Annotated in this window: 25 protein-coding genes and 1 pseudogene; 18 read left to right on the top strand and 8 right to left on the bottom strand. The window is 72.8% G+C overall.

The window, feature by feature from the left end:
* Window positions 1-5 precede the first annotated feature (5 nt).
* The 4 genes from ABZU74_RS30380 to ABZU74_RS30365 all read left to right on the top strand — a co-directional run bounded on the left by ABZU74_RS30380 (window position 6) and on the right by ABZU74_RS30365 (window position 5917).
* Complete coding sequence (locus ABZU74_RS30380; protein WP_355431022.1) at window positions 6-773, top strand: 3-oxoacyl-ACP reductase; 768 nt, start codon at window positions 6-8, stop codon at window positions 771-773.
* Window positions 770-1465, top strand: a complete 696-nt coding sequence (locus ABZU74_RS30375; RefSeq protein ID WP_355431019.1) for a gamma-glutamyl-gamma-aminobutyrate hydrolase family protein — start codon at window positions 770-772, stop codon at window positions 1463-1465. The genes ABZU74_RS30380 and ABZU74_RS30375 overlap by 4 nt, the downstream gene beginning before the upstream one ends.
* A gap of 47 nt (window positions 1466-1512) precedes the next feature.
* A complete protein-coding gene (locus tag ABZU74_RS30370; RefSeq protein ID WP_355431016.1) occupies window positions 1513-2064 on the top strand; it encodes a pyridoxamine 5'-phosphate oxidase family protein in 552 nt (183 codons plus the stop codon).
* A gap of 193 nt (window positions 2065-2257) precedes the next feature.
* Window positions 2258-5917, top strand: coding sequence for a SpoIIE family protein phosphatase (locus ABZU74_RS30365; RefSeq protein ID WP_355431014.1), 3660 nt, complete (start codon window positions 2258-2260; stop codon window positions 5915-5917).
* An 86-nt stretch (window positions 5918-6003) separates the two neighbouring features.
* Here the strand turns inward: ABZU74_RS30365 and ABZU74_RS30360 are convergent, their stop codons facing one another.
* On the bottom strand, window positions 6004-6318 hold the full coding sequence (locus tag ABZU74_RS30360) for an STAS domain-containing protein (protein WP_355431011.1): 315 nt from the start codon (window positions 6316-6318) through the stop codon (window positions 6004-6006).
* A 95-nt stretch (window positions 6319-6413) separates the two neighbouring features.
* Between ABZU74_RS30360 and map the strand changes: the two genes are divergently transcribed.
* Window positions 6414-7271 carry a type I methionyl aminopeptidase gene (map, locus tag ABZU74_RS30355; protein WP_355431009.1) on the top strand — a complete coding sequence of 286 codons (858 nt, stop codon included), beginning with the start codon at window positions 6414-6416 and terminating at the stop codon, window positions 7269-7271.
* A 55-nt stretch (window positions 7272-7326) separates the two neighbouring features.
* On the top strand, window positions 7327-8040 hold the full coding sequence (locus ABZU74_RS30350; RefSeq protein WP_355431006.1) for a VIT1/CCC1 transporter family protein: 714 nt from the start codon (window positions 7327-7329) through the stop codon (window positions 8038-8040).
* Window positions 8041-8046: 6 nt separating this feature from the next.
* On the opposite strand, the gene ABZU74_RS30345 is transcribed toward ABZU74_RS30350, so the two are convergent.
* The 7 genes from ABZU74_RS30345 to ABZU74_RS30315 all read right to left on the bottom strand — a co-directional run bounded on the left by ABZU74_RS30345 (window position 8047) and on the right by ABZU74_RS30315 (window position 14615).
* On the bottom strand, window positions 8047-8775 hold the full coding sequence (locus tag ABZU74_RS30345) for a nucleotidyltransferase domain-containing protein (protein ID WP_355431003.1): 729 nt from the start codon (window positions 8773-8775) through the stop codon (window positions 8047-8049).
* Window positions 8776-8927: 152 nt separating this feature from the next.
* Window positions 8928-9428, bottom strand: a complete 501-nt coding sequence (locus tag ABZU74_RS30340; protein WP_355431000.1) for a nitroreductase family deazaflavin-dependent oxidoreductase — start codon at window positions 9426-9428, stop codon at window positions 8928-8930.
* A 74-nt stretch (window positions 9429-9502) separates the two neighbouring features.
* Window positions 9503-12271, bottom strand: a complete 2769-nt coding sequence (locus ABZU74_RS30335) for an ABC transporter permease (RefSeq protein WP_355430997.1) — start codon at window positions 12269-12271, stop codon at window positions 9503-9505.
* A complete protein-coding gene (locus tag ABZU74_RS30330; protein WP_355430994.1) occupies window positions 12268-13026 on the bottom strand; it encodes an ABC transporter ATP-binding protein in 759 nt (252 codons plus the stop codon). Before ABZU74_RS30330 ends, ABZU74_RS30335 begins: the two co-directional genes overlap by 4 nt.
* Window positions 12999-13601 (bottom strand): PadR family transcriptional regulator, encoded by a 603-nt coding sequence (locus ABZU74_RS30325; RefSeq protein WP_355430991.1) that lies wholly within the window; start codon window positions 13599-13601, stop codon window positions 12999-13001. The genes ABZU74_RS30330 and ABZU74_RS30325 overlap by 28 nt, the downstream gene beginning before the upstream one ends.
* Window positions 13602-13653: 52 nt before the next feature.
* On the bottom strand, window positions 13654-14091 hold the full coding sequence (locus ABZU74_RS30320) for a ferritin-like domain-containing protein (RefSeq protein ID WP_355430988.1): 438 nt from the start codon (window positions 14089-14091) through the stop codon (window positions 13654-13656).
* Window positions 14088-14615: a hypothetical protein gene (locus tag ABZU74_RS30315; protein ID WP_355431067.1), complete on the bottom strand. Its 528-nt coding sequence runs from the start codon at window positions 14613-14615 to the stop codon at window positions 14088-14090. Before ABZU74_RS30315 ends, ABZU74_RS30320 begins: the two co-directional genes overlap by 4 nt.
* 155 nt (window positions 14616-14770) lie before the next feature.
* Between ABZU74_RS30315 and rimP the strand changes: the two genes are divergently transcribed.
* From rimP to ABZU74_RS30255, 12 genes and pseudogenes are all read left to right on the top strand, one after another.
* On the top strand, window positions 14771-15463 hold the full coding sequence (rimP, locus tag ABZU74_RS30310; protein WP_355430985.1) for a ribosome maturation factor RimP: 693 nt from the start codon (window positions 14771-14773) through the stop codon (window positions 15461-15463).
* Complete coding sequence (gene nusA, locus ABZU74_RS30305) at window positions 15460-16503, top strand: transcription termination factor NusA (protein ID WP_355430982.1); 1044 nt, start codon at window positions 15460-15462, stop codon at window positions 16501-16503. Before rimP ends, nusA begins: the two co-directional genes overlap by 4 nt.
* A gap of 16 nt (window positions 16504-16519) precedes the next feature.
* Window positions 16520-16852: a YlxR family protein gene (locus ABZU74_RS30300; protein WP_081884157.1), complete on the top strand. Its 333-nt coding sequence runs from the start codon at window positions 16520-16522 to the stop codon at window positions 16850-16852.
* A gap of 93 nt (window positions 16853-16945) precedes the next feature.
* Window positions 16946-19963, top strand: a complete 3018-nt coding sequence (gene infB, locus ABZU74_RS30295; RefSeq protein WP_355430978.1) for a translation initiation factor IF-2 — start codon at window positions 16946-16948, stop codon at window positions 19961-19963.
* 90 nt (window positions 19964-20053) lie between these two features.
* Window positions 20054-20350, top strand: a complete 297-nt coding sequence (locus ABZU74_RS30290) for a DUF503 domain-containing protein (RefSeq protein WP_091400377.1) — start codon at window positions 20054-20056, stop codon at window positions 20348-20350.
* 126 nt (window positions 20351-20476) lie between these two features.
* Window positions 20477-20977 (top strand): 30S ribosome-binding factor RbfA, encoded by a 501-nt coding sequence (gene rbfA / locus ABZU74_RS30285; RefSeq protein ID WP_355430975.1) that lies wholly within the window; start codon window positions 20477-20479, stop codon window positions 20975-20977.
* Complete coding sequence (locus ABZU74_RS30280; protein ID WP_355430972.1) at window positions 20974-22023, top strand: bifunctional oligoribonuclease/PAP phosphatase NrnA; 1050 nt, start codon at window positions 20974-20976, stop codon at window positions 22021-22023. The genes rbfA and ABZU74_RS30280 overlap by 4 nt, the downstream gene beginning before the upstream one ends.
* Window positions 22024-22125: 102 nt before the next feature.
* Window positions 22126-22533, top strand: a complete 408-nt coding sequence (locus tag ABZU74_RS30275) for a hypothetical protein (RefSeq protein WP_355430969.1) — start codon at window positions 22126-22128, stop codon at window positions 22531-22533.
* A complete protein-coding gene (locus ABZU74_RS30270) occupies window positions 22533-22742 on the top strand; it encodes a DUF6186 family protein (RefSeq protein ID WP_181539437.1) in 210 nt (69 codons plus the stop codon). Before ABZU74_RS30275 ends, ABZU74_RS30270 begins: the two co-directional genes overlap by 1 nt.
* A gap of 481 nt (window positions 22743-23223) precedes the next feature.
* Window positions 23224-24546 (top strand): MATE family efflux transporter, encoded by a 1323-nt coding sequence (locus ABZU74_RS30265; RefSeq protein ID WP_355430967.1) that lies wholly within the window; start codon window positions 23224-23226, stop codon window positions 24544-24546.
* 53 nt (window positions 24547-24599) lie between these two features.
* Window positions 24600-25520, top strand: a complete 921-nt coding sequence (gene truB / locus ABZU74_RS30260) for a tRNA pseudouridine(55) synthase TruB (RefSeq protein ID WP_355431064.1) — start codon at window positions 24600-24602, stop codon at window positions 25518-25520.
* 76 nt (window positions 25521-25596) lie between these two features.
* A pseudogene (locus ABZU74_RS30255) lies at window positions 25597-25903 on the top strand (bifunctional riboflavin kinase/FAD synthetase); the annotation flags it as partial.

Below are 25903 nucleotides of genomic sequence, written 5' to 3'. Positions count from 1 at the left end.
GGTCAGTGCAGGGTCGGTTGCAGGACCGGGTGGCAGTGGTCACCGGAGCGGGCAGCGGCATCGGATTGGCCACCGTGCGGCGGTTCGCCGCCGAGGGGGCCCGGGTGGTCTGCGTGGACATCGACGCGGCCGCCGGTAGGAAGGCCGCCAAGGAGTGCGGCGGCGAGTTCGTGGCCACCGACGTGGCCGACGAGTCGGCGGTACGCGACCTGTTCGACGGGGTCGCCGACCGGCACGGCCGGGTGGACATCGCGTTCAACAACGCCGGCATCTCACCGCCGGACGACGACTCCATCCTGGACACCGGCCTGGACGCGTGGGAGCGGGTGTTGCGGGTCAACACCACGAGCGTCTACCTGTGCTGCAAGTACGCCATCCCGCACATGCGCCGGCAGGGCAAGGGATCGATCATCAACACCGCGTCGTTCGTGGCGTTGATGGGTGCGGCGACGTCGCAGATCGCGTACACCGCGAGCAAGGGTGGGGTGCTGGCGATGACCAGGGAGCTGGGTGTGCAGTTCGCCCGCGAGGGCATCCGGGTCAACGCGCTCTGCCCCGGCCCGGTGGCCACCCCGTTGCTGCTGGAACTCTTCGCCGCCGACCCGGAGCGGGCCGCCCGTCGGCTGGTGCACGTGCCGATGGGACGCTTCGGGCAACCGGAGGAGATCGCCGCCGCGGTGGCGTTCCTGGCCAGCGACGACGCCTCGTTCATGACCGCCGCGCAGTTCGTGGTCGACGGGGGCATCACCGGCGCCTACGTCACTCCGCTGTGAAAAGGCCGCTGATCGGGGTCAGCGCGTACGTCGAACCCGCCGACTGGGCCGCCTGGCGTGGGGTACGGGCGGTACTGGTGCCGGAGGCGTACACGCGGGCGGTGGCGGCCGCGGGTGGCCGGGCGGTGGTGCTGCCGCCTGACGACGTGGACGCGGACGTGGTGGCCGTCCTCGACGGGCTGCTGTTGGCCGGTGGCGCGGACGTCGGCCCGGGGCGGTACGGCCAGCCGCCCGACCCGCGGACCGAGGACCGGCCGGACCGGGATGCCGGCGAGTTGACCCTGTTGGCCGCGGCGCTCGCCGCCGAACTGCCGGTGCTGGGCGTGTGCCGGGGGATGCAGTTGCTCGCGGTCGCGTACGGCGGCACCCTGCACCAGCACCTGCCGGACGTGGTGGGTCACGAGGCGCACCGTCCGGCCCCCGGCGTCTACGGGGCCCACGCGGTGCGGTTCGCGCCGGGAAGCCTGGCCGCCTCCGTGTTGGCAGGAGCCGACCAGGTCAACTCGTACCACCACCAGGCGGTCGCCGACCCGGGCCGGCTCACGGTGACCGGTTGGGCGGAGGACGGCGTGGTCGAGGCGGTGGAGGACCCGGCCCTGCCGTTCGTGCTCGGGGTGCAGTGGCATCCGGAGAACGAGTCGGATCCCCTGCCGATCACGGCGTTGGTGCGGGCCGCTGACCAGCGGGTGTGACCGAGATCGCCCCCGTCGGTCGGCGTTGCCGGTGGGAGGATCGACGAATGGGCAAGGTTTATCCGGAGATCGACGGTCGACTGCGTGACTTCATCGCGGCCCAGCCGCTCTTCTTCGTGGCGACCGCCCCGTCCGGTGCCCAGGGGCACGTCAACGTGTCGCCGAAGGGCATGCGGGGCACCTTCCTGATCCTCGGCCCGCACCGGGTGGCCTACCTCGACTATCACGGCAGCGGGGCGGAGACCATCGCCCACCTGCGGGACAACGGCCGGATCACGCTGATGTTCTGTGCCTTCGACGGCCCGCCGAAGATCGTCCGGTTGCACGGGCGGGGCAGCAGCGTCGCGGTGACCGAGGACGCCTTCGCCGATCGGCTCGCCGAGTTTCCGGCACCGCCGGACGTGCACGCCGTCCGAGCGGTCATCACGGTCGACGTGGAACGGGTCAGTGACTCCTGCGGGTACGCGGTGCCACTGATGGACTTCCGGGCCGAACGCGACCTGTTACTCACCTCACACTCCCGCCGCAGCGCCGAGGATCTGGTCGTCTACCGGGCCACCAAGAACGCGGCGAGCATCGACGGACTGCCGGTCTTCTGACTCGTCAGGGCGCTCCGGCCACCGCCGTTCGACGCCGCCGTTCACCCGCACTGTCCGGTGCCCGACGGACCAGGCGTACATAACCAGCGTCCATCGCTCGTGATGCGTTACGTTGCTGGTCCCCTGGGGTACAAGTCGGAGCACGGCGGGTGAAGATCAACGGTCGAGGGGTACGGCCGGAGCGGGAGGCTGCATGAGCTCGGCCCAGGGGGGCGCGGACATCGGGCATGCCGCCCTGTCCGGCCGCGAGACCCCGCCGATGCTGGCGGCAGCGTTCGCGGCCGGCGGCGAAATGGGCGAACGGCTGGCCACCTTCGACTGGTCCTCCGGGCAGCTCGGTGAGCCCGACCAGTGGCCGCCGGCGCTGACAAACGCGGTAGCGATGATGCTCGCCTCCAGCGCGCCGATCGTCATGTTCTGGGGCGACGAGCAGTTGGCCTTCTACAACGACGCCTACCGGCCGACCATCGGCGGCAAACACCCGGACGTGATCGGCCAACCGGCCCGCTCGTGGTGGGCGGAGACCTGGGCGGTGCTCGGCCCGCTGCTCGACAGCGTCCGTCGCACCGGTCGCTCCTATCGGGGCGAGGACCATCCCTTTCTGCTGGACCGTTACGGCTTCGTCGAGCAGACCTACTTCAACGTCTCGTACGACCCGATCCGAGGTGACGACGGCTCGGTCAGTGGCGTCTACTGCATCGTCAGCGAGACCACCGGGCGGGTGCTCGGCGAACGGCGGCTGCGGGCGCTGTCCGAACTCGGCGTCGAGCTGAGCGACGTCGGCAGCCCCGCGGAACTGGGCCGAACCGCCGCCGGGGTGCTCGGCCGGCACCGGGCGGACGTGCCGTTCGCCCTGATCTATCTGGCCGACGACAGCGACCAGCTCACCCTGGCCGGTTACACCGGCACCACCCCGCCCACCGCCGATGTCACGTCCCAGCTGCTGGCCCGGCTGACCGCCGACGGCACGCCCGCCACTGTCGAGGTGGCCGCTCTGCTCGACGTGATGCCGGTCGACGCCGCCGACCAGGCCCTCGTGCTGCCACTCACGGCGACCAACCAGACGGTTGGCGCGCTTGTCGTCGGCGTGGCCCGTCAGCTGCCGCTCGGCGACGACTACCGCGACTTCCTCGGTCTGGTCGCCGCCCAGATCTCCCGGGCGGTCGGGGCCCAGCGGGCGTACGAGCAGGAACGGGCCCGCGCCGCCGAGTTGGCCGCGCTGGACCGGGCGAAGACCAACTTCTTCGCCAACGTGAGCCACGAGTTCCGCACCCCGCTCACCCTGGTGCTCGGCCCGCTGGAGGACATGCTGGCCGATCCGGAGCTGCCCGCCACCGAAACCGACCGGCTCACCATGATGCACCGCAACGCGCTGCGTCTGCTCAAGCTGGTCAACACCGTGTTGGACTTCTCCCGACTGGAATCCGGTCGGCTCGCCGCCCGCTACCAGCCCACCGACCTCGCCGGTTACACCGCCCGACTGGCCAGCACCTTCCGCTCCGCCACCGACCGGGCCGGGTTGCGACTGGTGGTGGACTGTCCGCCGCTGCCGACGCCGGTCTTCGTCGACCGGGACATGTGGGAGAAGATCGTCCTCAACCTGGTGTCGAACGCTGTCAAGTTCACCTTCGACGGCGAGATCCGGGTGCGGATCCAGGCCGTGGAGGGCGCGGCCCGGCTGGAAGTGACGGACACCGGCATCGGCATCGTGCCGGACGAGCTGCCGCACGTCTTCGAACGGTTCCACCGGGTGGCCGGGGCGCGGTCACGCACCCACGAAGGCACCGGCATCGGCCTCGCGCTGGTTCGGGAACTGGTCGAGATGCACGGCGGTGACGTCGGGCTGACCAGCCAGCTCGACGAGGGCAGCACCTTCACGGTGACCATTCCGTTCGGCTCGGGGCACCTGCCGGCCGACCGGGTGGTGGCGTTCGACCCGCTGCCCGTGGGTGAGCCCGAGCAGGCCCGGCTCTTCGTGGCGGAGACCGCGCTGTGGGCCGGTGTCGCGCCGACACCCGAGTTCGACGGGCAGCGGGCGAAGGGCACCTCGGCTGGCCGGATCCTGGTCGTCGACGACAACGCCGACCTGCAGGAGCACGTCAGCCGGCTGCTCTCCCCGACCTGGGACGTGGTCACCGCCAACGACGGGCTCGATGCCCTGCCGCTGGCCCGCGAGGGCGGGTTCGACCTGGTGCTCACCGACGTGATGATGCCCCGGCTGGACGGGTTCGGGCTGGTGGGCGCGCTGCGCGCGGACCCCCGTACCCGGCATGTGCCGATCGTGCTGCTCTCCGCCCGCGCCGGCTCCGCGGAGGCCGTCGCCGGTCTCGCCGCCGGCGCCGACGACTACCTCACCAAGCCGTTCTCCGCGCAGGAGCTGATCGCCCGGGTTCGGGCCAACGTCGAGCTGGGCCAGCTGCGCGGGCAGATCATCCGCCGGCTCCGGGCGCTGGCCGACGCGGCGGTGGCGGTGAACACCGCCCGATCCACAGCCGACGTGCTCCAGGTCGCCGCCCGGCACGCGTTGAGCCTCGCCGAGGCGGCTCGGGTGGTGGTCACAGCGGCCGAGGCGCGCTTCGAGGCGGACGGCGGCGGCACCACCGCCGCCGACCCGTCCTTCGTCACCGAGCTGACCGGCACCACGGGCAAGCAGCTCGGCGAGCTGCAGGTCTGGCGGGCGGATGGCGACGAGGCGCAGGCCGACGACGCCGCGCTGACCCAGCTGGCCCGGCTCGTCGGGGTGCGACTGGAGAACGCCCAGCTCTACGAAGCCGAACACCGCATCGCCACCACCCTGCAACACAGCCTGCTGCCCCGATCGCTGCCGCAACTGCCCGGCGCGGTGGTGGCCAGCCGCTACCTGCCCGGCAGCGCCGACGTCGAGGTCGGCGGCGACTGGTACGACGCGATCGCGCTGAACGGCGACGACCTGGTGCTGGTCATCGGGGACGTGGTCGGTAAGGGCGTGCGGGCCGCCGCGGCGATGGGGCAACTGCGCAACGCGCTGCGGGCGTACGTGCTGGAGGGTTTCGATCCGGGTGAGTCGCTGACCCGGCTCAACCGGCTGGTCGGCTCCACCGAGGGCCGCTCCTTCGCGACAGTGGTCTGCCTGTTGTTCAACCCCCGCACCGGTCGGCTCCGGTACGCGAGCGCCGGTCACCCGTCCCCATTGTTGATCACCGGAGGCGACGTGGCGTTCCTGCACGACCGGGCGCTCGGCCCACCAGTCGGCGCCCTCCCCGGCGCGACGTACGAGTCGGTCGAAGGCGAGTTGCCGGCCGGCACCCGACTGCTGCTCTACACCGACGGGCTGATCGAGGACCGTCAGCTCGGCATCGACGCCTCACTGGCCCAGCTCCGCGTCGACGCGGCTACCCCCAGTGAGCACGTGGTGGACCTGATCGACGCGGTCGTCGAGCGGGTCACCGGACGGCCACGCCGGGACGACGTGGCGGTTCTCGCCCTGGAGGCGGCGGAGCTGAACCGCTTCGCGCTGCGGCTTCCGGCGGACCCGACCCGGCTCAGCGTGCTGCGAAAGCGGCTGGAGGACTTCCTGGTCGCGCAATCCGTCGGCGAGACCGACCTGTTCGACCTGACAGTCGCCGTCTCCGAGGCCGCCGCCAACGCCATCGAGCACCCGATCCACCCCGCCGAGGCCATGATCAGTGTGGAGGTGGCCATCGAGGGTCGGACGGTGACGGCCACCGTGCGCGACAGCGGGCAGTGGCGGGAGTCGACCGGCTCCGGCTTCCGGGGCCGCGGCCTGGCCCTGATCAGAGCGCTGGGCGAGCTGTCGGTACGGCGTACCGATGAGGGCACCGAGGTGACGCTGCGCCGGCAGCTGCAGGACTGAGCGCGGGCCCGGCCGGGCCGGGCCTTCGCCGACGCACCTCAGGGTCTGGGCTCCGCCCGCCCTGGGCCGAGGAGTGTGACGCCGGACTAGGCCGGGTCGAGCCAGCTCTGCTCGCCGAGGCCGGCGATCTCCAGCACCCGACGGACCTGCCGGGACGGACGAACGGTGAGCCTGCCCGGGGTCTGCTGGGCGAGCCGGACCAGGGCGTGGATGGCGGCCGAGTCGAAGAAGGTGACAGCGGTCAGGTCCAGAGTGATCTTCCCGGCGGGCTCGCGCAGCGCCGTCTGGAGCATCGTGTCCGCGGTCGCCATGTCGACCTCGCCGGCCACAACGACGTGGAGGTGGTCACCGTCGATCTCGGCGCTGGCGGAGAAGACGGGCGGTGCTCCCCCTTGATCCACGCAGACACCATGGCACAGCCACCCTGGCAGGGCAACAACCTCCACCCGGCGGCCGTGGCGCGGGTCACCAGCGGTCCCGGCGATAGGCTTACGGCATGACCGTCCGTCCGCCGCTGACACCAGGCACGCTCTCCCCGATGCGACCGGTGCCGTCCCAGATCGCCCGACCGGAGTACGTGGGCAAGAAGGGCCCGCAGGAGTGGCGTGGCTCGCACGTGCAGACGCCGGAGACCATCGAGAAGATGCGGATCGCCAGCCGGCTCGCCGCCCAGGCGACCCAGCTCGCCGGCGAACACTGCAAGCCGGGCGTGACCACCGACGAGATCGACAAGGTGGTGCACGAGTTCCTCTGCGACCACGGCGCGTATCCGTCGACGCTGGGCTACAAGGGCTTCCCGAAGTCCTGCTGCACCAGCCTCAACGAGGTCATCTGCCACGGCATCCCGGACTCCACGGTCCTGCAGGACGGCGACATCATCAACGTCGACGTGACCGCGTACATCGGTGGGGTGCACGGTGACACCGACGCCACGTTCTGCGTCGGCGAGGTCAGCGACGAGGCCCGGCTGCTGGTCGAGCGGACCCACGAGGCGATGATGCGCGGCATCCGCGCCGTCGCCCCGGGTCGCCAGATCAACGTGGTGGGCAGGGTCATCGAGTCGTACGCCAAGCGGTTCGGCTACGGCGTGGTCCGCGACTTCACCGGCCACGGCATCGGCGAGGCCTTCCACAGCGGCCTCTACGTGCCGCACTACGACAGCCCGCGCCCCACGGACATCATGGAGCCGGGCATGACGTTCACCATCGAGCCGATGATCACCCTCGGCACCTACCAGTACGACATGTGGGACGACGGCTGGACGGTGGTCACCAAGGACCGGAAGTGGACGGCGCAGTTCGAGCACACCATCGTGGTGACCGACGACGGCCACGAGATCCTGACCCTGCCGTGAGCGCGAGGAACGCAGCGAAGCGAAGTCCCGCAGTCGCGAACGAAGGGCAGGCGCCGTGACCGACACCCCAGCGGCACTGCGCGAGGCGCACCACGCGGACGTCTCCGGCGGCTGGCTACGCCCGGCCGTCTTCGGCGCGATGGACGGGCTGGTCACCAACATCGCCCTGATCGCCGGCGTCGGCGGCGGCGGGGTGTCGCCGCGCAGCATCGTGCTCACCGGCACCGCCGGCCTGGTGGCCGGGGCGATCTCGATGGGCCTCGGCGAATACACCAGCGTGCGCTCCGCCAACGAGCAGGTCGCCGCCGAGGTGGCCAAGGAGCGACGGGAACTCGAACGGCATCCCGAGGCGGAGGCCCGGGAGCTGGCCGACGCGTGGGTGGCCCGGGGCCTGCCCCGGGACCTCGCCACCCAGGTCGCCGAGGCGGTGCGCCGCGACCCGGAGGAAGCGCTGCGGGTGCACGTCCGCGAGGAGTTGGGCGTCGACCCCGACGACCAGCCCAGCCCGTGGGCCGCGGCGATCTCGTCGTTCCTGTTCTTCTCCGTCGGCGCGCTGGTCCCGCTCCTGCCGTACCTGCTCGGCGCCACCGAACTCTGGCTGGCGCTCGCCGTCGGCGGGCTCGGGCTGTTCGCCGCCGGTGCCGTTGTGGCCCGCTTCACCCGCCGTCCCTGGTGGACCAGTGGGCTGCGTCAGCTGCTACTGGGTGCCGCGGCGGCCGGCGCTACCTACCTGGTCGGCTCGCTGATCGGCGTACCGGGCGGGCTGTGACGCGGCTCAGGCGCTGAGCAGCTCGTCCACAGTGCCGTCGACGGCACGACCACGGGCGGCCAACTCCTCGGCCTGCCGGGCCAGCACCACACCCACCTCGGTCATGTCCGCCCCGGCCAACCCGGTGCGCCGCACCGCGTCCCCCGGGTCACGGAAGTAGGTGCGACTCAGCAGGCCGGTCACCGTGGCCGCCGCCAGCCGGGCCTCACCGAGCATCAGCAGAGCCTGATCGGTCTCGTACCACTCGGCGAGCCGGGCCGCCCGCGAGTGCGCGGCGCTGCCCCTGTACCACGCCTGCCGGGCCGCGGTGCTGAACTCCGCCGGCCGGGCCCGAGCCAGCCGGCCCAGATGCTCGTCGCGCAGCGTCCGCAACCAGCCCGTCGGATCGTGCAACGCCTGCGTGGTGACGTACCGGTCGGCGGTCAACGGCCAGAGCGGGGAGAGCACCCGGGCCTGGGCCAGGTAGTCCTCGGCGGCGGCCACGGTCAGATCGACGAGCACCCCGTCCACCCGCCGGGTCGCCGGCGGGGGCCCGGTCCCGGGCCGATAGGTGACCACGAGCATTCCCACCTCGCGGTCCCCACCGCCGTCGTCGTCACCGTGCGCCAGCGGCCCGTGCACCGCGATCGCGAGCGCATCGGCCGGGAACCGCCGCCGGACCGCCTCGGCGACCCGCTCCGCGACCGTCCACCGTCGATCGTCGAGGCCCCGGCCGACACCGGCCCGCTCACTCACGGGACCAGCCCTGTTCGCGGCTGCGGGGCTCGCAACCCCGGCTCACTCCTCGCGCTCACGGAACCAGCCTTTGTTCGCGGCTGCGGGGCTCGCAACCCCGGCTCACTCCTCGCGCTCACGGGACCACCTCGTCTTGGTTACCGAGCGTCAGCCTAGCCAGCCGACGGCGGACCGTCGGGCGCGCCGCGCCCGGTCGGGGTCAGCCGGAAGATGTGGATCTCCCGGCCGCCGGCCCGCTGCACGTACGTGCGGTACGCCGGCCACGCGGTGACCAGCAGCTGCCACAACCGGTCCCGTTCGGCGCCGGACGCCCGCTCGGCAAGCACCGCCACCCGCTTGCCCTTCACCTCCACCTCGGCGGCGGGATCGGCGAGCAGGTTCATCGCCCAACCGGGGTGGTGGGTCTGCCCCCAGTTGGACCCGATCACCACGTACGCGTCGGCGTCCGGCACGTAGAGCAGCGGATTGCTGCGGGGCTTGCCGGAGCGGCGTCCCGTGGTGGTGATCAGCAGGGAGGGGAGCAGGCCGAGCGCGACCACCCGGCCCCGGGTGAGTCGACCGACCATCCGATCGGCCGGAACCAGCAGGCGCGCGGTGGCGCCGAACCAGCGATGATGACCGGCTCGACGGACGACGTTTCTGAGCACCGACACGCCGGTCAGTCTGCCGGCTGCCCGGCCCCGACGCACCCCCGCGTGGTCCCCCTTTCGGTCGCCCGGAGGATCGGTCAGTCCAGCCGCCGTTCGATCGGCAGCCGTGCCCGGGTGAACAGGCCCGCCCCGAGCATCGCCACCACCGGCACCAGCACCAGGATCCCGAGCGCGGGCCACGGCACCAGAAAGGGGTACGGGTCGGACACCGGCCAGTCGTTGGCGTACTGCCGGTTCACCGAGACCAGCACGATCGCGGCGGTGCCGAGGCCGGCCACGATGCCGAGCACCGAACCGAGACCGGCGATGACCCCGGCCTGGCAGATCGCCAGCAGCCGGCGTACCGCTGGGGCCGCGCCGACCGCCGCGAGGGTGGTCAGCTCGGCGCGTCCCTCGGCGGCGGCGAGCGCGGTGGCGATCCCCGCCGCCCCCACGGTGATCAACCCGGCCGCGGCCGCGAACAGGAGAAGCAACGGTGAGACGTCGCGTGGCGCGCCGCCGTACTCCACCATCAGCGAGAACGTCCCGAAGGGCCGCATGGCGGCGGCGAACCGTGCCTGTTGCTCCTCGTCGGGCGGGGTCGCGGTGCCAATCACCCAGCCGGTCGGAGACCAGTTCAGGTCGAGTTGCCGGGCGGCGGCGGAGGAGAGCAGCAGACGGGGCTGGCCGGTCGCCCGGGGCAGCGCGTACCCCGGAAGGTCGCGGACCGTGATCGGCCCGTTCGGCTCGGTCTCCACGTCGCCGACCCGGACGGTCACCAGTCCGTCGTGCAGGTAGCGCGGGTCGGTCACCACCACGCCACCGGCGCGCAGGACGGCCGTGGCGGCGGCGGTCGTCGCCGGGTCCACGCCGGTGAGCAGGGGGAGCGCGGTCCCGTCGTCGACTCCGGTTTCCACGTAGCCGCCGAAGTAGTCCGCCTCGCGGATCTGGCAGCGGGGGTCGGCGCGGGCCTGCTGCCGCTGCGCCGCGGGGAGTTGGACGCCGGGCTGCCAGGGGCAGGCCCGGGTCAGCGGGAGCACTGGTGCGACATCGCAGTAGCGGGTGGGCCCTGCCCCGCAGTTCGGTGTCTGCACCTGGGCGACCGCGCCGACGCCGAACTGGGTGCGGGCCGCGTCGGTGATCTGGGCCAGCGTGGGCTGCCCGGCCGATCCGATCGGGTTGACCATCACGTGGCCGGTCGGCAGCGCCGGCCGGTAGGCGCGCGCGTCGCGGGCGACGTCGCTGGCGAGGTATCCGCCGAGGGCGACGCTGCTGGCGACGGCGGCCATCACGGCGCAGATGGCAGGTGCCGCGGCGGCCCGGTTGCGGCTGGCGTCGCGCAGCGCGATCCGTGGTGCCAGCGGTAACACCCGGCCCAGGCGGGCGAGCGCCCCGAGCAGCGTGGGCGTGCAGCAGACCAGGCCCAACTCGCCGAGAATCAGCCCGGTGAGAACCACCGCCGGGGACGTCTGGGTGGCCCCGAACGCCGCCAGCCCCGCCCCGCCGACCACCAGCGCCAGTCCGAGAACCAACCACCGGCCCTGGGATTTCGCCGGGGTGCGTCGTCCGGCGAGCCCGGCGCTGACGTCCTGCCGGGCGGCGGTCCAGGCCGGTGCCAGCGCGGCGAGCACCCCGGCCAGCACCGCGACACCACCGAGCAGGACCAGCGCGCTCGGCCAGCAGCGGTAGCCGCCGAAACGGGCGCTGAAGACGTACTGCTCCATCAGTGGGCGACCGGCGAACGCCGCGCCGACGCCGACCAGCAGGCCGGCGGCGGCCCCCAGCACGCCCAGCACCACACCGTCGGCCAGGACGACCCGGCGGAGTTGGGCGGCGTCCCCGCCCGCCACCGCGACCAGCGCCAGATCCCGTCGGCGGCGACGGACACCGACGGCGAAGGCCGGCCCGACCAGCAGGACGACCTCCAGCAGCCCGAGGCCGGCGATCAGGACGCCGGTGCTCAGGTCGTTGGGGTCGCTCCCCACGATCGACCCGAACCAGGTCCGGTCCGCTCCGGTCGTCGGGCCGATCCGGTGTCGCGCGGTGACCACCACCCCACGGTCGTTGAGCCGGGACACCAGCCCTGCGTCGACGGTGCCCGGCACGTCCGCCAACCAGACACCGTCCGGCTCCGGACCGGTCGACGGCACGGCCCCCGGATGCAGCGCCACCACCGGCCCGAGGTCGTCGGGGAACTCGACCACCCCCACCACTGTGTACGCCCTGCTCCCGTCGGCGGCGGCCACGGCGCGGCCGAGGCGCAGGTCCAGCCGGCGCAGCGCCACCGGACTGACCGCGACCTCACCGGCCTGCTGAGGCGCCCGGCCGGCCCGGAACCGCACCAGCCCACGGGCCAGCGGATCGGCGAGGTCCAGCACCCGACCGTTCACGACCTCGTCGCGGTGCGGGCCGCGCAGTGTCAGCGGAACGCGCTGACGAACCTCGGTGACCCGGCTGCCCGGCCCGAGCAGCTCGGTCAGCTGGGCCGCGGTCACCTTCGCGGGGAGCTCGCCGTCGCGGGTGTACCAGCCCTCACCCCACTCGTCCTGCCCCACCGGGGCGTTGGCGATCCACTGCAGCTGCGCGTCGGCCACGCCGAGCCGGCGGTCGACGCGTTCCTGTGGGGTCAGCTCGGCCATGTCGTAACTCGCGGCCAGGAAGGCCAGCGCCGCGACCGGCATGGCGATCATCGCGAGCACCAGGACGGTCCGCCGTCGGGACCGGCGTGACTCCCGCCGGGCGATCCGCAGCGCCGCCCGCCAGGAGCCGGTCAGCTCGGCGAACCGCCGTCGGCCGACCGGGGCGACCGGCCGCCGAGACGCGCTTCCGGCCCGACCGGGGGCCCGGGTCAGGCGGCGGATGGTCACCGTTCGCTGCCGGACAGCAACTGCTCGACGCTGCCCAGCGGCGCCGTGGTGTCGACCAGGACGCCGTCGCGGAGGAACACCACCCGGTCGGCCCAGCCGGCGTGCCGCGCCTCGTGGGTGACCAGCACTCCGGCGGCACCCGCGTCGATCCGGCGGCGCAGCAGGTGCAGCACCGCCTCACCGGTCTGCGAGTCCAACGCCCCGGTGGGCTCGTCGGCGAGGACCAGCCGGCGTTCGCCCACCAGCGCGCGGGCGATGGCCACCCGCTGCTGCTGCCCGCCGGAGAGTTGGTCCGGGAAGCGGTCGCCCAACGCGGGCAGGCCCACCTCGGTGAGCGCGGTCATGGCCAGTGCGCGGGCCCGACGCCCGCTGGTTCCGTCGAGTTCCAACGGGAGCGCCACGTTCTCCAGCGCGCTGAGGCTGCCCAGCAGGTTGAGCTGCTGGAAGATGTAGCCGATCCGGCGGCGACGCAGCTGGGCCAGCCCGCGGCGGTCCAGTGCCCCCAGCGGTTGCCCCTCGACCCGGACCTCGCCGCCGGTCGGGCGGTCCAACCCGCCGGCGAGAGCCAGCAGGGTCGACTTGCCGGAGCCGGAGGGCCCCATCACGGCGACCAACTCGCCGGGCCGCACGACCAGGCTGACGCCGCGCAGCGCGTGCACCGCCGCCGGTCCGGCGCCGTGTGTGCGGTGGACGGCGCGTAGCTCCAGCACCGCGTCGTCCGACCCGCTCACCGTCGCGCCTCCTCGCCGGCCCATCGAGCCGCGTCCCGCGCGTCGTCGTCACCCGGTCGGGGAGCGGGAGGCGCCGGGCCGCTGGGCTGGTGCCGGACCAGACTGGTCTCGCAGTGGTCCAGCCAGCGCACCTCGGCCTCTGCCTGGAACACCATCGAGTCCAGCACGAGCCGCCAGGGGAGGTCCTCCGGCCGGTTGCTGCCGTACTTCAACCGGGTCAGCTCCTGCAGCGCCCGCATCGTCGCGCTGCGTTGGGCCTGCACCACCGCCCGGACGTCGACCCCCGGGGTGGTCAGCGCCAGCGCCAGCTTGATCGCCAGCTCGTCGCGGGGGCGGTCGGTACGGCTGATCGGGGTGGCGAACCACAGCGCCAGGTCCGCCCGACCGGCGTCGGTGATCTCGTACGGGCGCTGCCCGGCCTCGCTCTCCGGCAGCGGGCGCACCAGCCCGTCCCGTTCCAGCCGGGACAGCGTGGTGTAGACCTGCCCGATGTTCAGCGGCCAGGTCGAGCCCGTCGACTCCTCGAACGCGGCGCGCAGCTGGTAGCCGTACATCTGGCCGCGTTCGAGAAGGGCGAGCAACCCGTGACGGATGGACATGGCAACGGAGTATGCATACCAGGTATGCGTACCGCAACCGGGGCGGACCGGTTCAGGCCGGCCGACCGGGAAACGGGACAGTCAGCGGGGTCAGCCCGGCGCTCTTCCGCCACCGGGTGGCGCGCACGGCGTACTCGACCAGGGCGGCCAGCGCCTGGTCCCGGTCGGCGCCGGTGGTGGACGCCAGGGCGGCCCGCCAGTGCGCGGCCGTGCGCTCCTCCACCTCGGCGGCGAGCCGCAGGGCACTCGCCCGGTCGGTGACCGGGAACGGAAGCGCGTACCCGGCGCGGTCCGCCGGGACCACGCCGCCGGCCGTGGTGAGCTGCACCACCAGCGCGTCGCGCCGGCGTCGGTGCGCGGCCTCGGCCTGACGTGCCGCGTCCCGGTCCGCTCCGCTGAGCCGGACACCAATCCGTCCGTAGGCGTAGATGGCCGCGTACTCGGCGGAGAGGGCGGAGGTCAGCGCCTCCCCGGTGGACGGCTGCCTCACTTCAGTGCCTCCTGGTGGGTGGCCCGGGCGGCGACGATCGACCCGAGCAGTGCGGCCCGCTCCGCGGGCGCCGCGGCACAGGCGGCGGTGGCGGACCGTTGGGCGGTCTTCTCCAGCGCTCGCAGGGTGGCGCGCGCGCCGTTCGGATCGGCCGCCGGGGCGGTGGTCGGCGCGGCGGAGGCCGCCGAGGGCACTGTCACGCCGATCACCCGGGCCAGTTCGGTGGCGTGCGCGGTGTGTGTCTCAGCGATCGGGTTGAGCCGGTCGGCGAGCTCGGGGTGTGCGGTCGCGCTCGCCCGGTAGGCGGCAGCCAGCGCGAGTGACTCGTCCACCATCGGCCGCAGCGGGTCGGGTGGTGGGGCTGGTTGATCGTCACGATCGAAAAGATCACAGCCGGTCAGCGGCGCAACGGCACCGCCGAGCACCAGCAGTGCCCCGGCACTCAGGAGCTTTCGCCGGGAATGTCCGGATGCCCGGTCGCGCTGTGTCGTTCTGCCGATCCCCACCGGCCAAGTCAACACCATGCGCGCCGCTCCGGGGGCCACCGGCGTCGGTGCGCCGCCCGGTCCGTCGCCGGGCAGGCGCGTTACGCTCTGCGCAACCACCGGCGTGTCCACTCCGGTGGCGTGCCGGCATGGCGGGACGACAGGTCCCCGTCGACCAGGGAGAGGGTGCGGAGATGACGCAGCGTGGCCGTGCCACCAGGCCGACGGGTCGACCCCGTGGTGCTGCGGGTCCCCGCGGCGGTGACCTCGCCGCGCGGCGGGACCGACTGCGGGCCGTGATCGAGCCGGTGGTCAACGGCGCCGGCTACGACCTGGAAGACCTGTCGGTTTCCCGGGCCGGCCGCCGGCACGTGGTGCGGGTGATGGTGGACACCGACGGCGGGATCGACCTGGACGCCGTCGCGGACGTCTCCCGCGCGGTTTCGGCCGCGCTGGACGCCGCGGAGGAGACCGGTGGCGACATCGTCGCCGGGGAGTACCAGCTGGAAGTCAGCTCGCCCGGCGTCGACCGGCCGCTCACCCTGCCCCGCCACTGGCGGCGCAACGTGGGCCGGCTGGTCAAGGTCACCGTCCGGGGCGCGGTCGCGCTGCCCGGCCAGCGTGGCGAGCAGCCCGCCGGTGACCGTCAGCTGACCGGCCGGGTGGTCGCGGCCGACGACGAGGGCGTGCACCTGGAGACCGACGACGGCCGGGCCGCCTGGGCGTACGCCCAGCTGGGCCCAGGCCGCGTGCAGGTCGAGTTCACCCGGCTCGCCGAGCTCGGTGAGCCGGACGACGAGTTCGACGACGCGGATGATTCCGACGAGATCGACGACGATTCAGACGACATCGACGACGAAGATGATGTGGAGGACGAGGAGAGGTGAACATCGACCTCGCGGCGCTGCGCGCACTCGAGCGCGAGCGGGAGATCCCGTTCGACACGATTCTCGCGGCGATCGAGACCGCGTTGCTGACCGCCTACCGGCACACCGACGGGGCCGAACCGCACGCCCGGGTGGAGATCGACCGCAAGTCGGGCGCCGCCCTGGTGTACGCGCAGGAGATGGACGCCGACGGCAGCCTGGTGCGGGAGTGGGACGACACCCCGCACGACTTCGGCCGGATCGCCGCCATGACCGCCAAGCAGGTGATCCTCCAGCGGTTGCGGGAGGCCACCGACGAGGTGCACTTCGGCGAGTACGTGGGCCGCGAGGGTGACCTGGTCACCGGCGTGGTGCAGGCGCACGAGACGCGTACCGAGAAGGGCATCGTCAGCGTCGACCTGGGCAAGCTGGAGGGTGTGCTGCCGCAGTCCGAGCAGGTGCCCGGCGAGCGGTACGCGCACGGCGAGCGGGTCCGCTGTGTGGTGGTGCACGTCGCCAAGGGCATGCGCGGGCCGCAGATCACCCTGTCCCGGTCGCACCCGGCTCTGGTCAAGAAGCTCTTCGCCCTGGAGGTGCCGGAGATCGCCGACGGCACCGTGGAGATCGGCGCGATCGCCCGGGAGGCGGGCCATCGCACGAAGATCGCCGTCCGCTCCACCACCCCAGGGGTGAACGCCAAGGGCGCCTGCATCGGCCCGATGGGTCAGCGGGTGCGTGCCGTGATGAGCGAGCTGCACGGTGAGAAGATCGACATCATCGACTGGTCGGACGATCCGGCCACCTTCGTTGGTAACGCTTTGTCGCCGGCAAAGGCGCTGCGGGTCGAGGTGGTCGACCTGGCCGGTCGGGCCGCCCGGGTGACCGTTCCCGACTTCCAGCTGTCGCTCGCGATCGGTCGGGAGGGGCAGAATGCCCGACTCGCGGCCCGATTGACCGGTTGGCGGATCGACATTCGCTCCGATGCGGAGCAGACCGCGCCGGCAGCGCGTGGGGTAACTGATCACGTGCGGGAGCCGGGCGGCGCGATCTCGGGCAGCTAGGGGTAGACTTCCTCCAGTGGTACGACGCGCGCAGCCGGAGCGCACCTGTGTGGGTTGCCGGCAACGTGCGCCGGCCAGCGAATTGCTGCGGATCGTCGCGGTCAGGGACGAGGCTGGTCACAGCCTCAGGCCTGATCCGCTCCGCAGGCTGCCGGGTCGGGGAGCGAACATGCACCCGGATCCGGCCTGCTTCGCGCTGGCGGTGCGGCGCCGCGCCTTCGGGCGTGCGCTGCGCAGCACCGAGGTCCTCGACCACGGTGTGCTGGCGGAGCACGTCGATGCGCCAACCACTACGTCCGGTCAGCCCGACCGGGCGAGGGTCGCTAGCAGGGTAGGACGACCGACATGAGCACACGATGAAGTCCCTGAAATGACCAGGCTTCAAGTGCACGAGTGAGGTCGCTGCGGGTGCTGCCCGCACGACCTCGGAGTGAGGAGTGCAGTGGCAGGCAAGGCCCGCGTACACGAGCTTGCAAAAGAGCTCGGGGTCGAGAGTAAGACCGTTCTCGCCAAGCTGAAGGAAATGGGCGAGTTCGTGAAGTCCGCGTCCAGCACCGTCGAGGCGCCCGTCGCCCGGCGGCTGCGTAACGCATTCGTCGCGTCCGCCGGAGCCCCGGCTCCGGCCGCCCCGTCGGCGCCCGCGTCGACGCCGGCTTCAAACCCGACCCCGACGCCAACCCCGACCCCGGGCGCGCCCCGGGTCTCGGCCAGGCCGATGCCGCCTCGGCGGCCGGCCGCGCCGGCACCCGGTCCGAAGCCCAAGGGTCCGGTTCCCGGTGCCCCGCAGTCGGCGACCCCGGTCGCCAAGCCGGCGAGTGCCCACGACATCGAGGTGGCGGCCGCGGAGGCGCGTGCCGCCGCGCTGAAGGCTGAGCAGGAGGCCGCGGTCAAGGCCGCGCAGGCCGCCCGCCAGCAGCAGCGGGACAACCCCGTTCGCCGGGAGCCTCCGGCAGACGGTGGCAACCGCCCCGGCCCTAGGCCGGGTCCTGCGGCGATGCCGCCCCGTCCCGGTTCGCCGGCAGCTCGTCCGAGCACGCCGGCTCCCGGTCCGGGTGCCCGGCCGGGCGGTCGTCCGCCGGCACGCGGTGCCGGTAACAACCCGTTCGGCATCCAGGGTGGCCAGCAGCAGCGGCCCCCGGCCGCCGGTGCGGGTGGCCCTCGGCCGAACAGCCCGGCGGGCATGCCGCCGCGGCCGAGCCCGAACTCCATGCCGCCGCGGCCCAGCCCGGCGTCCATGCCGAGTCAGCGTCCGGCTGCCGGTCGCCCCGGTCCCGGTGGCGCAGGTCGTCCCGGTGGCGGCGCTGGTCGCCCCGGTGGCGGTGGCGGCGGCTTCCGTGGCGGTCCCGGCGGTGGCGCCGGTGGCGGTGGCGGTTACCGCGGCGGCCCCGGTGGCGGCGCGGGTGCCGGCGGTGGCGGTGGCTACCGTGGCGGTCCCGGCGGCGGTGGCGGTGCTCCCGGTGGCGGTTTCCGTCCGGGTGCTCCGGCCGGCGGCGGCGGTCGTCCGGGTGCCGGTGGTCGTGGCCGTGGCGGCGGTGCCGCGGGTGCCTTCGGGCGTCCGGGTGGCCGGCCGACGCGCGGTCGCAAGTCCAAGAAGCAGCGCAGACAGGAGTTCGACAACCTGTCGGCTCCGACCATGAGCTCGGGTGCTCCCCGGGGTCAGGGTCAGGTCGTCCGGCTCTCCCGTGGCGCCTCGCTGTCGGACTTCGCCGACAAGATCAACGCCAACCCGGGTTCGCTGGTCCAGGAGATGTTCAACCTGGGCGAGATGGTCACCGCGACCCAGTCCTGTTCTGACGACACCCTGCAGCTGCTGGGTGAGCACCTGGGCTTCGACATCCAGATCGTCAGCCCGGAGGACGAGGACCGCGAGCTGCTCGCGCAGTTCAACATCGACCTCGACGCGGAGGTGGCCGAGGAGCGTCTGGTCAGCCGTGCGCCGGTGGTGACCGTCATGGGTCACGTCGACCACGGTAAGACCAAGCTGCTCGACGCCATCCGTAAGGCGAACGTCGTCGCTGGTGAGGCGGGTGGCATCACCCAGCACATCGGTGCGTACCAGGTGCACGTTCCGCACGATGGTGTGGACCGTGCGGTGACCTTCATCGACACCCCGGGTCACGAGGCGTTCACCGCCATGCGTGCTCGTGGTGCCCAGGTGACGGACATCGTGATCCTGGTCGTCGCGGCCGACGACGGCGTGATGCCGCAGACCATCGAGGCGTTGAACCACGCCAAGGCGGCCGACGTGCCGATCGTGGTCGCGGTCAACAAGGTCGACAAGCCGGAGGCCAACCCGGACAAGGTCCGCCAGCAGCTGACCGAGTACGGCCTGGTCGCCGAGGAGTACGGCGGCGAGACCATGTTCGTCAACGTGGCCGCCAAGCCCGGCATCGGCATCGAGGAACTGCTCGAGGCCGTCCTGCTGACCGCCGACGCGTCGCTGGAGCTGACCGCTCCGATCGACGGGCCGGCGCAGGGTGTGGCCATCGAAGCGCACCTGGACAAGGGCCGCGGTGCGGTGGCGACGGTGCTGGTGCAGAAGGGCACCCTGCGGGCGGGCGACTCGATCGTCGCCGGTGGGGCGCACGGCCGGGTCCGGGCCATGCTCGACGAGAACGGCAACCAGCTTTCCGAGGCTGGTCCGGCGCGTCCGGTCATGGTTCTGGGTCTGACCGCGCCGCCCGGTGCGGGTGACACGTTCCTCGCCGCGGCGGACGACCGCACGGTGCGGCAGATCGCCGAGCAGCGACAGGCACGGCGGCGGGCGGCGGCATTCGCCAACTCCCGTGGTCGGGCCACCCTCGAGACGCTCATGGAGCAGCTCAAGGAGGGCGAGAAGACCTCGCTCAACCTCATCCTCAAGGGCGACGTCTCCGGTTCGGTGGAGGCCCTGGAGGACGCGCTGTTCAACCTCGACATCCCCGAGGAGGTCCAGCTCAAGGTCCTCGACCGGGGCGTCGGCGCGATCACCGAGAGCAACGTCATGCTCGCGAGCGCCTCGTCCGAGCCGGTCACGATCATCGGCTTCAACGTGCGGGCCTCGAACAAGGTCCGTGAGATGGCCGACCGCGAGGGCGTGGAGATCCGGTACTACACCGTCATCTACCAGGCCATCGAGGAGATCGAGGCAGCGCTCAAGGGCCTGCTCAAGCCGGAGTACGAGGAGGCCGAGCTGGGCACCGCGGAGATCCGCGATGTCTTCCGCTCGTCCAAGATCGGCAACATCTCCGGTTGCATCGTCCGGTCGGGCATCATCCGACGCAACGCGAAGGCTCGTCTGCTTCGGGACGGGACGGTCGTGGCGGACAACCTCACGATCACCTCGCTCAAGCGGTTCAAGGACGACGCGACCGAGGTCCGCGAGGGCTTCGAGTGCGGTCTGACCCTGGGTGGTTACAACAACGTCCAGGTCGGCGACGTCATCGAGACCTTCGAGATGCGGGAGAAGGTTCGCGCCTGATCCGGCAGTGACACGCTGATCAAGGGGTTTACGCCGCACGGCGTAAACCCCTTGATCATGCGGGGCGGGGTGGCGGTATCGTCCGGGGCGATGTTCACCGGAACCGCGGTCTTCGACCTGCTGCTGCCGGGCGACTCCAGGTCGCTCAAAGCCAAGAGATCATATGTACGGCCGATCGTGGCGGCGCTGCGCCGCTTCGAGGTGTCGGCCGCCGAGGTGGGTGCGCTCGACCTGCATGGTCGAGCGCAGCTGGCGGTGGCCGTGGTGGCCGCCGAGACGGCGCACGTCCGCGAGGTGCTCGACTCCTGTGAGCGCCTGGTGGCCAATCGCCCCGAGGTCGAGTTGCTGTCGGTCCGCCGCCGGCTCTACGGCGTGGACGACGACTGACCATGGTGCCGGCTGTGCCGGGCGACCGGCGCGGCCCCGAAGGTAGTGTTCGAGATGTTGGCCGGTCGGCCGGCGGCCTCCGGGCCGCCGGGTCGACCGGGAGCAGGACGCCGTGGAGGTGGCGAGATGTCTGATCCGGCCAAGGTACGCCGGCACGCGGAACGGGTGCGTGAGCTGGTCGCGTCGGTGGTGCGGAGCCAGATCAAGGACCCGCGGCTTGGGATGATCACCATCACCGATGCCCGGATTACCGCTGACCTGCGCGACGCGACGGTCTTCTACACCGTGCTCGGTGACTCGGTGGCCCAGGCGGACACCGCGGCGGCGCTGGAGAGCGCCAAGGGGATGCTGCGCAGCACGGTCGGCAAGGCGCTCGGGCTGCGCCACTCGCCGACCCTCACGTTCGTCCTCGACGACGTACAGGACCAGGTCAAGCACATCGACGACCTGCTCGCCGCCGCCCGCAACGCCGACGCCGAGGTGCAGCGGCTCGCCGCCCAGGCGAAGTACGCGGGCGAGGCCCAGCCGTACCGGGTGGACGACGATACCGATGAGGCCGACGAGACGGACGAGGCCGACGAGGCCGCCGACGTCAAGGAAACTCCGCGGGGTGGGGAATCGCGGTGACCAGCACCGCCAGCGCCCCGCTCACCGGGGCCGCCGGGCTCGGCCCCGCCGAGGCGGACTGGGCCGCGGCCGAGGCATTGGTGCGGGCTCTCCCGCCGACCGGCCGGGTGCTGCTGATCTGCCACATCAACCCGGACGGCGACGCGCTGGGCAGCATGCTCGGCTTCGGCCTGGGCCTGCGGCAGTTCGGCGTACGCGAGGTGCAGGCGACCTTTCCCGGGCCGCCGGAGGTGCCGGAGCCGTTTCGTGGGCTGCCCGGGCTGGACCTGCTGGTCCCGGCGGACGCCGCCGACCCGGCGCCCGACCTGGTGATCTGCTTCGACGCGGCCAGCGAGTCACGCCTCGGCGAGTTGGCCGGGCGGCTGTCGTCGGCGGGTGCGGCGCTGGTGTTGGACCACCACGCCTCCAACCCCGGGTTCGGCACTGTGAACCTGGTCGACCCGGGCGCGGCGGCCACGTCGGTCGTGGCCGAACAGCTGCTGGCCCGGCTCGGCGTGGTGGTGGATCCGGCCATCGCCGAGTGCCTCTACGTGGCGCTGACCACTGATACCGGCTCGTTCCGGTTCGAGGCGACCACTCCGGCGGTGCATGAGATGGCCGCCCGGTTGCTGGCGACCGGCATCTCGCCCGGTGACATCTCCCGGCGGGTCTTCGACACCCGACCCTTCGGCGCGGTCCGCCTCTTCGGTGAGGTGCTCGGCCGGGCTCGGCTGGAGCCGGCCGCCGCCGGAGGGCGAGGGCTGGTCTGGACCTTCGCCACGTTGGACGACCTGGCTCGGCACGACCAGCGGCCGTACGTGCTGGAGGCGCTCATCGACTCGGTGCGCTGCACGGCCGAGGCGGATGTGAGCTGTGTGGTGAAGCAGACCAGGCCCGCCGAGTGGGCGGTGTCGATGCGCAGCAAGGGCGCGGTGGACGTCAGTCGTGTCGCGGTCGCGCTGGGCGGTGGTGGGCACACGTTCGCGGCCGGGTTCACCGGTCGGGGCACCGTCGATCAGGTGGTCGAGTCGATCCGCGGTCAGCTGGACGCCGCGCTGATCGGCTGACGTCGGCTTCGGCAGTCATCGATCGGTCGGTCCCGAAGATCAGGGTCAGCTCCGGGGAGTGTTGGTCTTCCCGCGCTCCGTGAGACCGGGAAGAATTGCGGGATGGAGCAGCCGCACGACCTCACCGTGGAGGCCCCCCGCGCCTGGGACCGGCCCGCCGTCTCCGTTCCCGTCCTGGTCTGCCTGTCGCTTGTCGGTGGCCGGTTCGCGTCCTTCTCGACCGAGGCGAATCTGTTCACTGTCGGCACCGGCGGGGTGCTGATCTGGCTCGGTCTGAGCAACCGGGTGCCCCGTCGTCCGGCGCCGCGCCGGCTGGGCGCGGGGGCGGCCTGGTGGGCGGTGCCGGTGGTGGTCTTCGGGGTCTTCGAGGGCGCGACCTTCGTGTTGGCCGCCGGCGACGACTTCCCCACCTTCTCCCGGCTCGCCGATCCTCTCCTGGAGGACCACCTGACCCGGTCGGCGGCCTGGTTCGCCTGGCTGGCGGCGTTCTGGGGGCTGGTGCGGCGATGATGCGAGCGCTCGCGATCGGCGGCTTCCTCGCCGCGCTGGTCCTCTTCGCTGTGGTCGAGTGGATGGCCCGGCGGGAGGGGTCCCGGATCCCCACCCTGGGCGAGGTCTGCGCGTACGTGATGCGCTACGAGGTCGGTTCGGTGCCGGTGGGCCGGATCGGTCTGTTCGGGTTCTGGTGGTGGCTGGGGTGGCACTTCCTGGCTCGCTGAGCCGGGTTGTCGACTGTCCAAATGGCGGGAACCGAAAGCAGTATGTGGACCTGAACGATAACTTGGGAGAAGGCCGGTACCGCCTGGCGGTGCAGGTCATGGGCGGTGGTGCCACACCCCGTGCCGCCTCCCTCCAGGGTCGGATCGACCCGGGCTCACGCTGCCCAGTCGGCTGCTCCGGTAACCCCGGACCGCCGTGGGGCGTTCAGCACGACCGCCCGTGAGGGTCGCCGCGTGTCGGCGGCTCGCGCCCTGGAAGAGGAGCGCCACCATGCCGAACAAGCCCAAGCCCGAGACCACCACCGACGACGCCCGCGAGCAGGCCCGCCGCGCGCTGCAGACGTCGATGGACACCCGGCAGTGATCCGATCCGTCCGGCGGTAGGGACCGCGCGGGCCACGACGAGCCCGCACCGCCGCCGACGCGGTAAGTAGTCGGCGGGATTGCGATCCTTACCGCAGCCGTGCCAGGATCGGCGGCGATGAGTCACGCCGCCACCGCCCACCGACCCGCCTCGCCCCGGCGGATCGCCGCGCTCGCCCTGCCGGCCCTCGTGGTGCTCGCCGCCGAGCCGCTCTACGTGCTGGTCGACACCGCAGTGGTCGGTCACCTCGGCCGGGTGCCGCTCGCCGCGCTCGCCGTCGGCGGCACGGTCATGACGCTCACCGCCTGGGTGGGCACCGTTGTCGCCTATGGCACCACCGGGCGCGCGGCCCGCCGCTTCGGAGCGGGAGACCGGGCGGCCGCCGTCGCCGAGGGCGTCCAGTCGTCCTGGTTGGCGTTCGGTGTCGGCCTGCTGATCGCGATCGGCATGCAGGTCGGCGGCGGCGCGCTCGCGCGTACCCTCGCCGGTGGTGGTGGCGAGGTGGCCGACGCCGCCGCGCAGTGGCTGCGGATCGCGGCCCTCGGCGCTCCTGGCCTGCTGCTCGCCGCCGCCGGCAACGGCTGGCTGCGCGGTGTGCAGGACACTCGCCGCCCGTTGTTCTTCGTGCTCGGCCCCAACCTGCTCTCCGCGCTGCTCTGCCCGCTGCTGGTCTACCCCGGCGGGCTGGGTCTGGTCGGCTCTGCGGTGGCGAACGTCGTCGCGCAGACGCTCTGCGGGCTGCTCTTCGCCGCCGCCCTGGTCGGCGAGCGGGTGTCACTGCGGCCCCAACCCCGCGTCATCCGCCAGCAACTGGTGCTCAGCCGGGACCTGCTGATCCGTGGGCTGGCGTTCCAGGCCAGCTTCCTGTCCGCGACCGCCGTCGCCGCCCGCTTCGGCGCCGCCGCCGTCGGCGCCCACCAGATCGCCCTGCAACTCTGGTTCTTCACCGCGCTGGTGCTCGACGCCCTCGCCATCGCCGCGCAGTCCCTGGTCGGTGCCGCGCTCGGCGCCGGCGACGACGCGGGGGCGCGGGCGCTCGCCCGCCGGATCGGGCTGCTCGGCGGCGTTTGCGGCGTCGGCTTCGCGCTGCTCGTCGCCGCCGGCGCCGGCGTCGTTCCGTCGTGGTTCAGCTCCGATGCGGGGGTACGCGAGCAGGCCATGGTGGCCTGGCCGTGGTTCGTCGTCATGCTGCCGCTGGCCGGGGTGGTGTTCGCCCTCGACGGCGTGCTGATCGGTGCCGGCGACGTGCGGTACCTGCGCAACCTCACCATCGTGGCGGCGCTCGGAGGCTTCCTGCCGGCCATCTGGCTGGCGTACGCGCTCAACCTCGGGCTCGGCGGCATCTGGGCCGGGCTCACAGTGTTCGTGGTGATCCGGCTGGTCGCCCTGCTGCTGCGACTGCGCAACGGCAGGTGGGCGGTGACCGGCGCGGTCCGCTGAGGGCCCCTGCTGGCGCCGCCGGTCGTCCCGGTCACCCGGGGCCTGCCCACGCACTGCGCGGTGGGTGCCATCTGGCAGGCTTGGCCGACGTGAGCACCGATGGTCTGATCGTGGTCGACAAGCCCGGCGGCATGACGTCGCACGACGTGGTGGCGCGGATCCGCCGACTGGCGAAGACCCGACGGGTCGGGCACGGCGGCACCCTCGACCCGATGGCGACAGGTGTGCTGGTGATCGGCGTCGGCCGGGCCACCCGGCTGCTGACCTACGTGATCGGCGCCGGCAAGAGCTACGCCGGGACGATCCGGCTCGGCCAGACCACCGTCACCGACGACGCCGAGGGCGACGTCACCGCCACAGTGCCGGCCGGGCAGGTCACCGACGACGCGATCCGGTCGGCGCTGGCCGGGCTGAGCGGCGAGGTCGACCAGGTGCCGAGCGCGGTCAGCGCCATCAAGATCGATGGGCAGCGGGCGTACAAGCGGGTCCGCGACGGGGAGAGCGTCGAGCTGCCGGCGCGGCGGGTCACCATCTCCCGGTTGGAGGTGCTGGCGATCCGCCGTACCGAGCCGGACGTGGTCGACGTGGACGTGGACGTGACCTGCTCATCCGGCACGTACATCCGGGCCATCGCCCGGGACGCCGGCGTGGCGCTCGGCGTCGGCGGGCACCTCACGGCGCTGCGGCGCACCGCTGTCGGTGGCTTCACCCTCGCCGAGGCGGCGACCCTCGACGAGTTGGAGCAGCGCGCCCCGGACGTGGTGAACCTGCCACTGGACGCGGCGGCCGACCGGTTCTTCGCGCGCCGGGAGGCCACCCCCGACGAGGCCCGGGTGCTCGCCCACGGAGGGCCCCTGGACCCGGCCGGCCTCACCGGCCCGTACGCCGTCTTCGGGCCGGCCGGCGGCCTGATCGCTATCGTCAGCGAGCGGGACGGACGGGCCCGCGCGGAGATCGTGCTCGCCCCGGCCTGACCGCGGGGCGCAGGTCCGCCGGCCCGCAGCCGGCGGTGTCGACCCGCCAGCCGGCGGGACAGCAGAGAGGAACGGCATGCAGCGGTGGCGGGGCTACGACGCGGCGCCCGGCGGGTGGGGACGCTCGGTGGTCACCATCGGCGTCTTCGACGGCGTGCACAAGGGGCACCAGGCGACCATCGGGCACGCCGTGGCCCGAGCCCGCGAGTTGGGCGTGCAGTCGGTGGTGGTCACCTTCGACCCGCACCCGGCCGAGGTGGTCCGCCCCGGCTCACACCCGGCGGTGCTCACCGAGCCGGCCCGCAAGGCCGAGCTGATCGAGGCGCTCGGCGTGGACGTGCTCTGCGTGGTGCCGTTCACCCCGGAGTTCTCCCGGGTGCCGG

The organism is Micromonospora sp. NPDC005171 (assembly GCF_040608575.1).
In the GTDB taxonomy this organism is placed as follows: Bacteria; Actinomycetota; Actinomycetes; order Mycobacteriales; family Micromonosporaceae; genus Micromonospora.
This window is presented reverse-complemented; position numbering and strand designations above follow the sequence as displayed.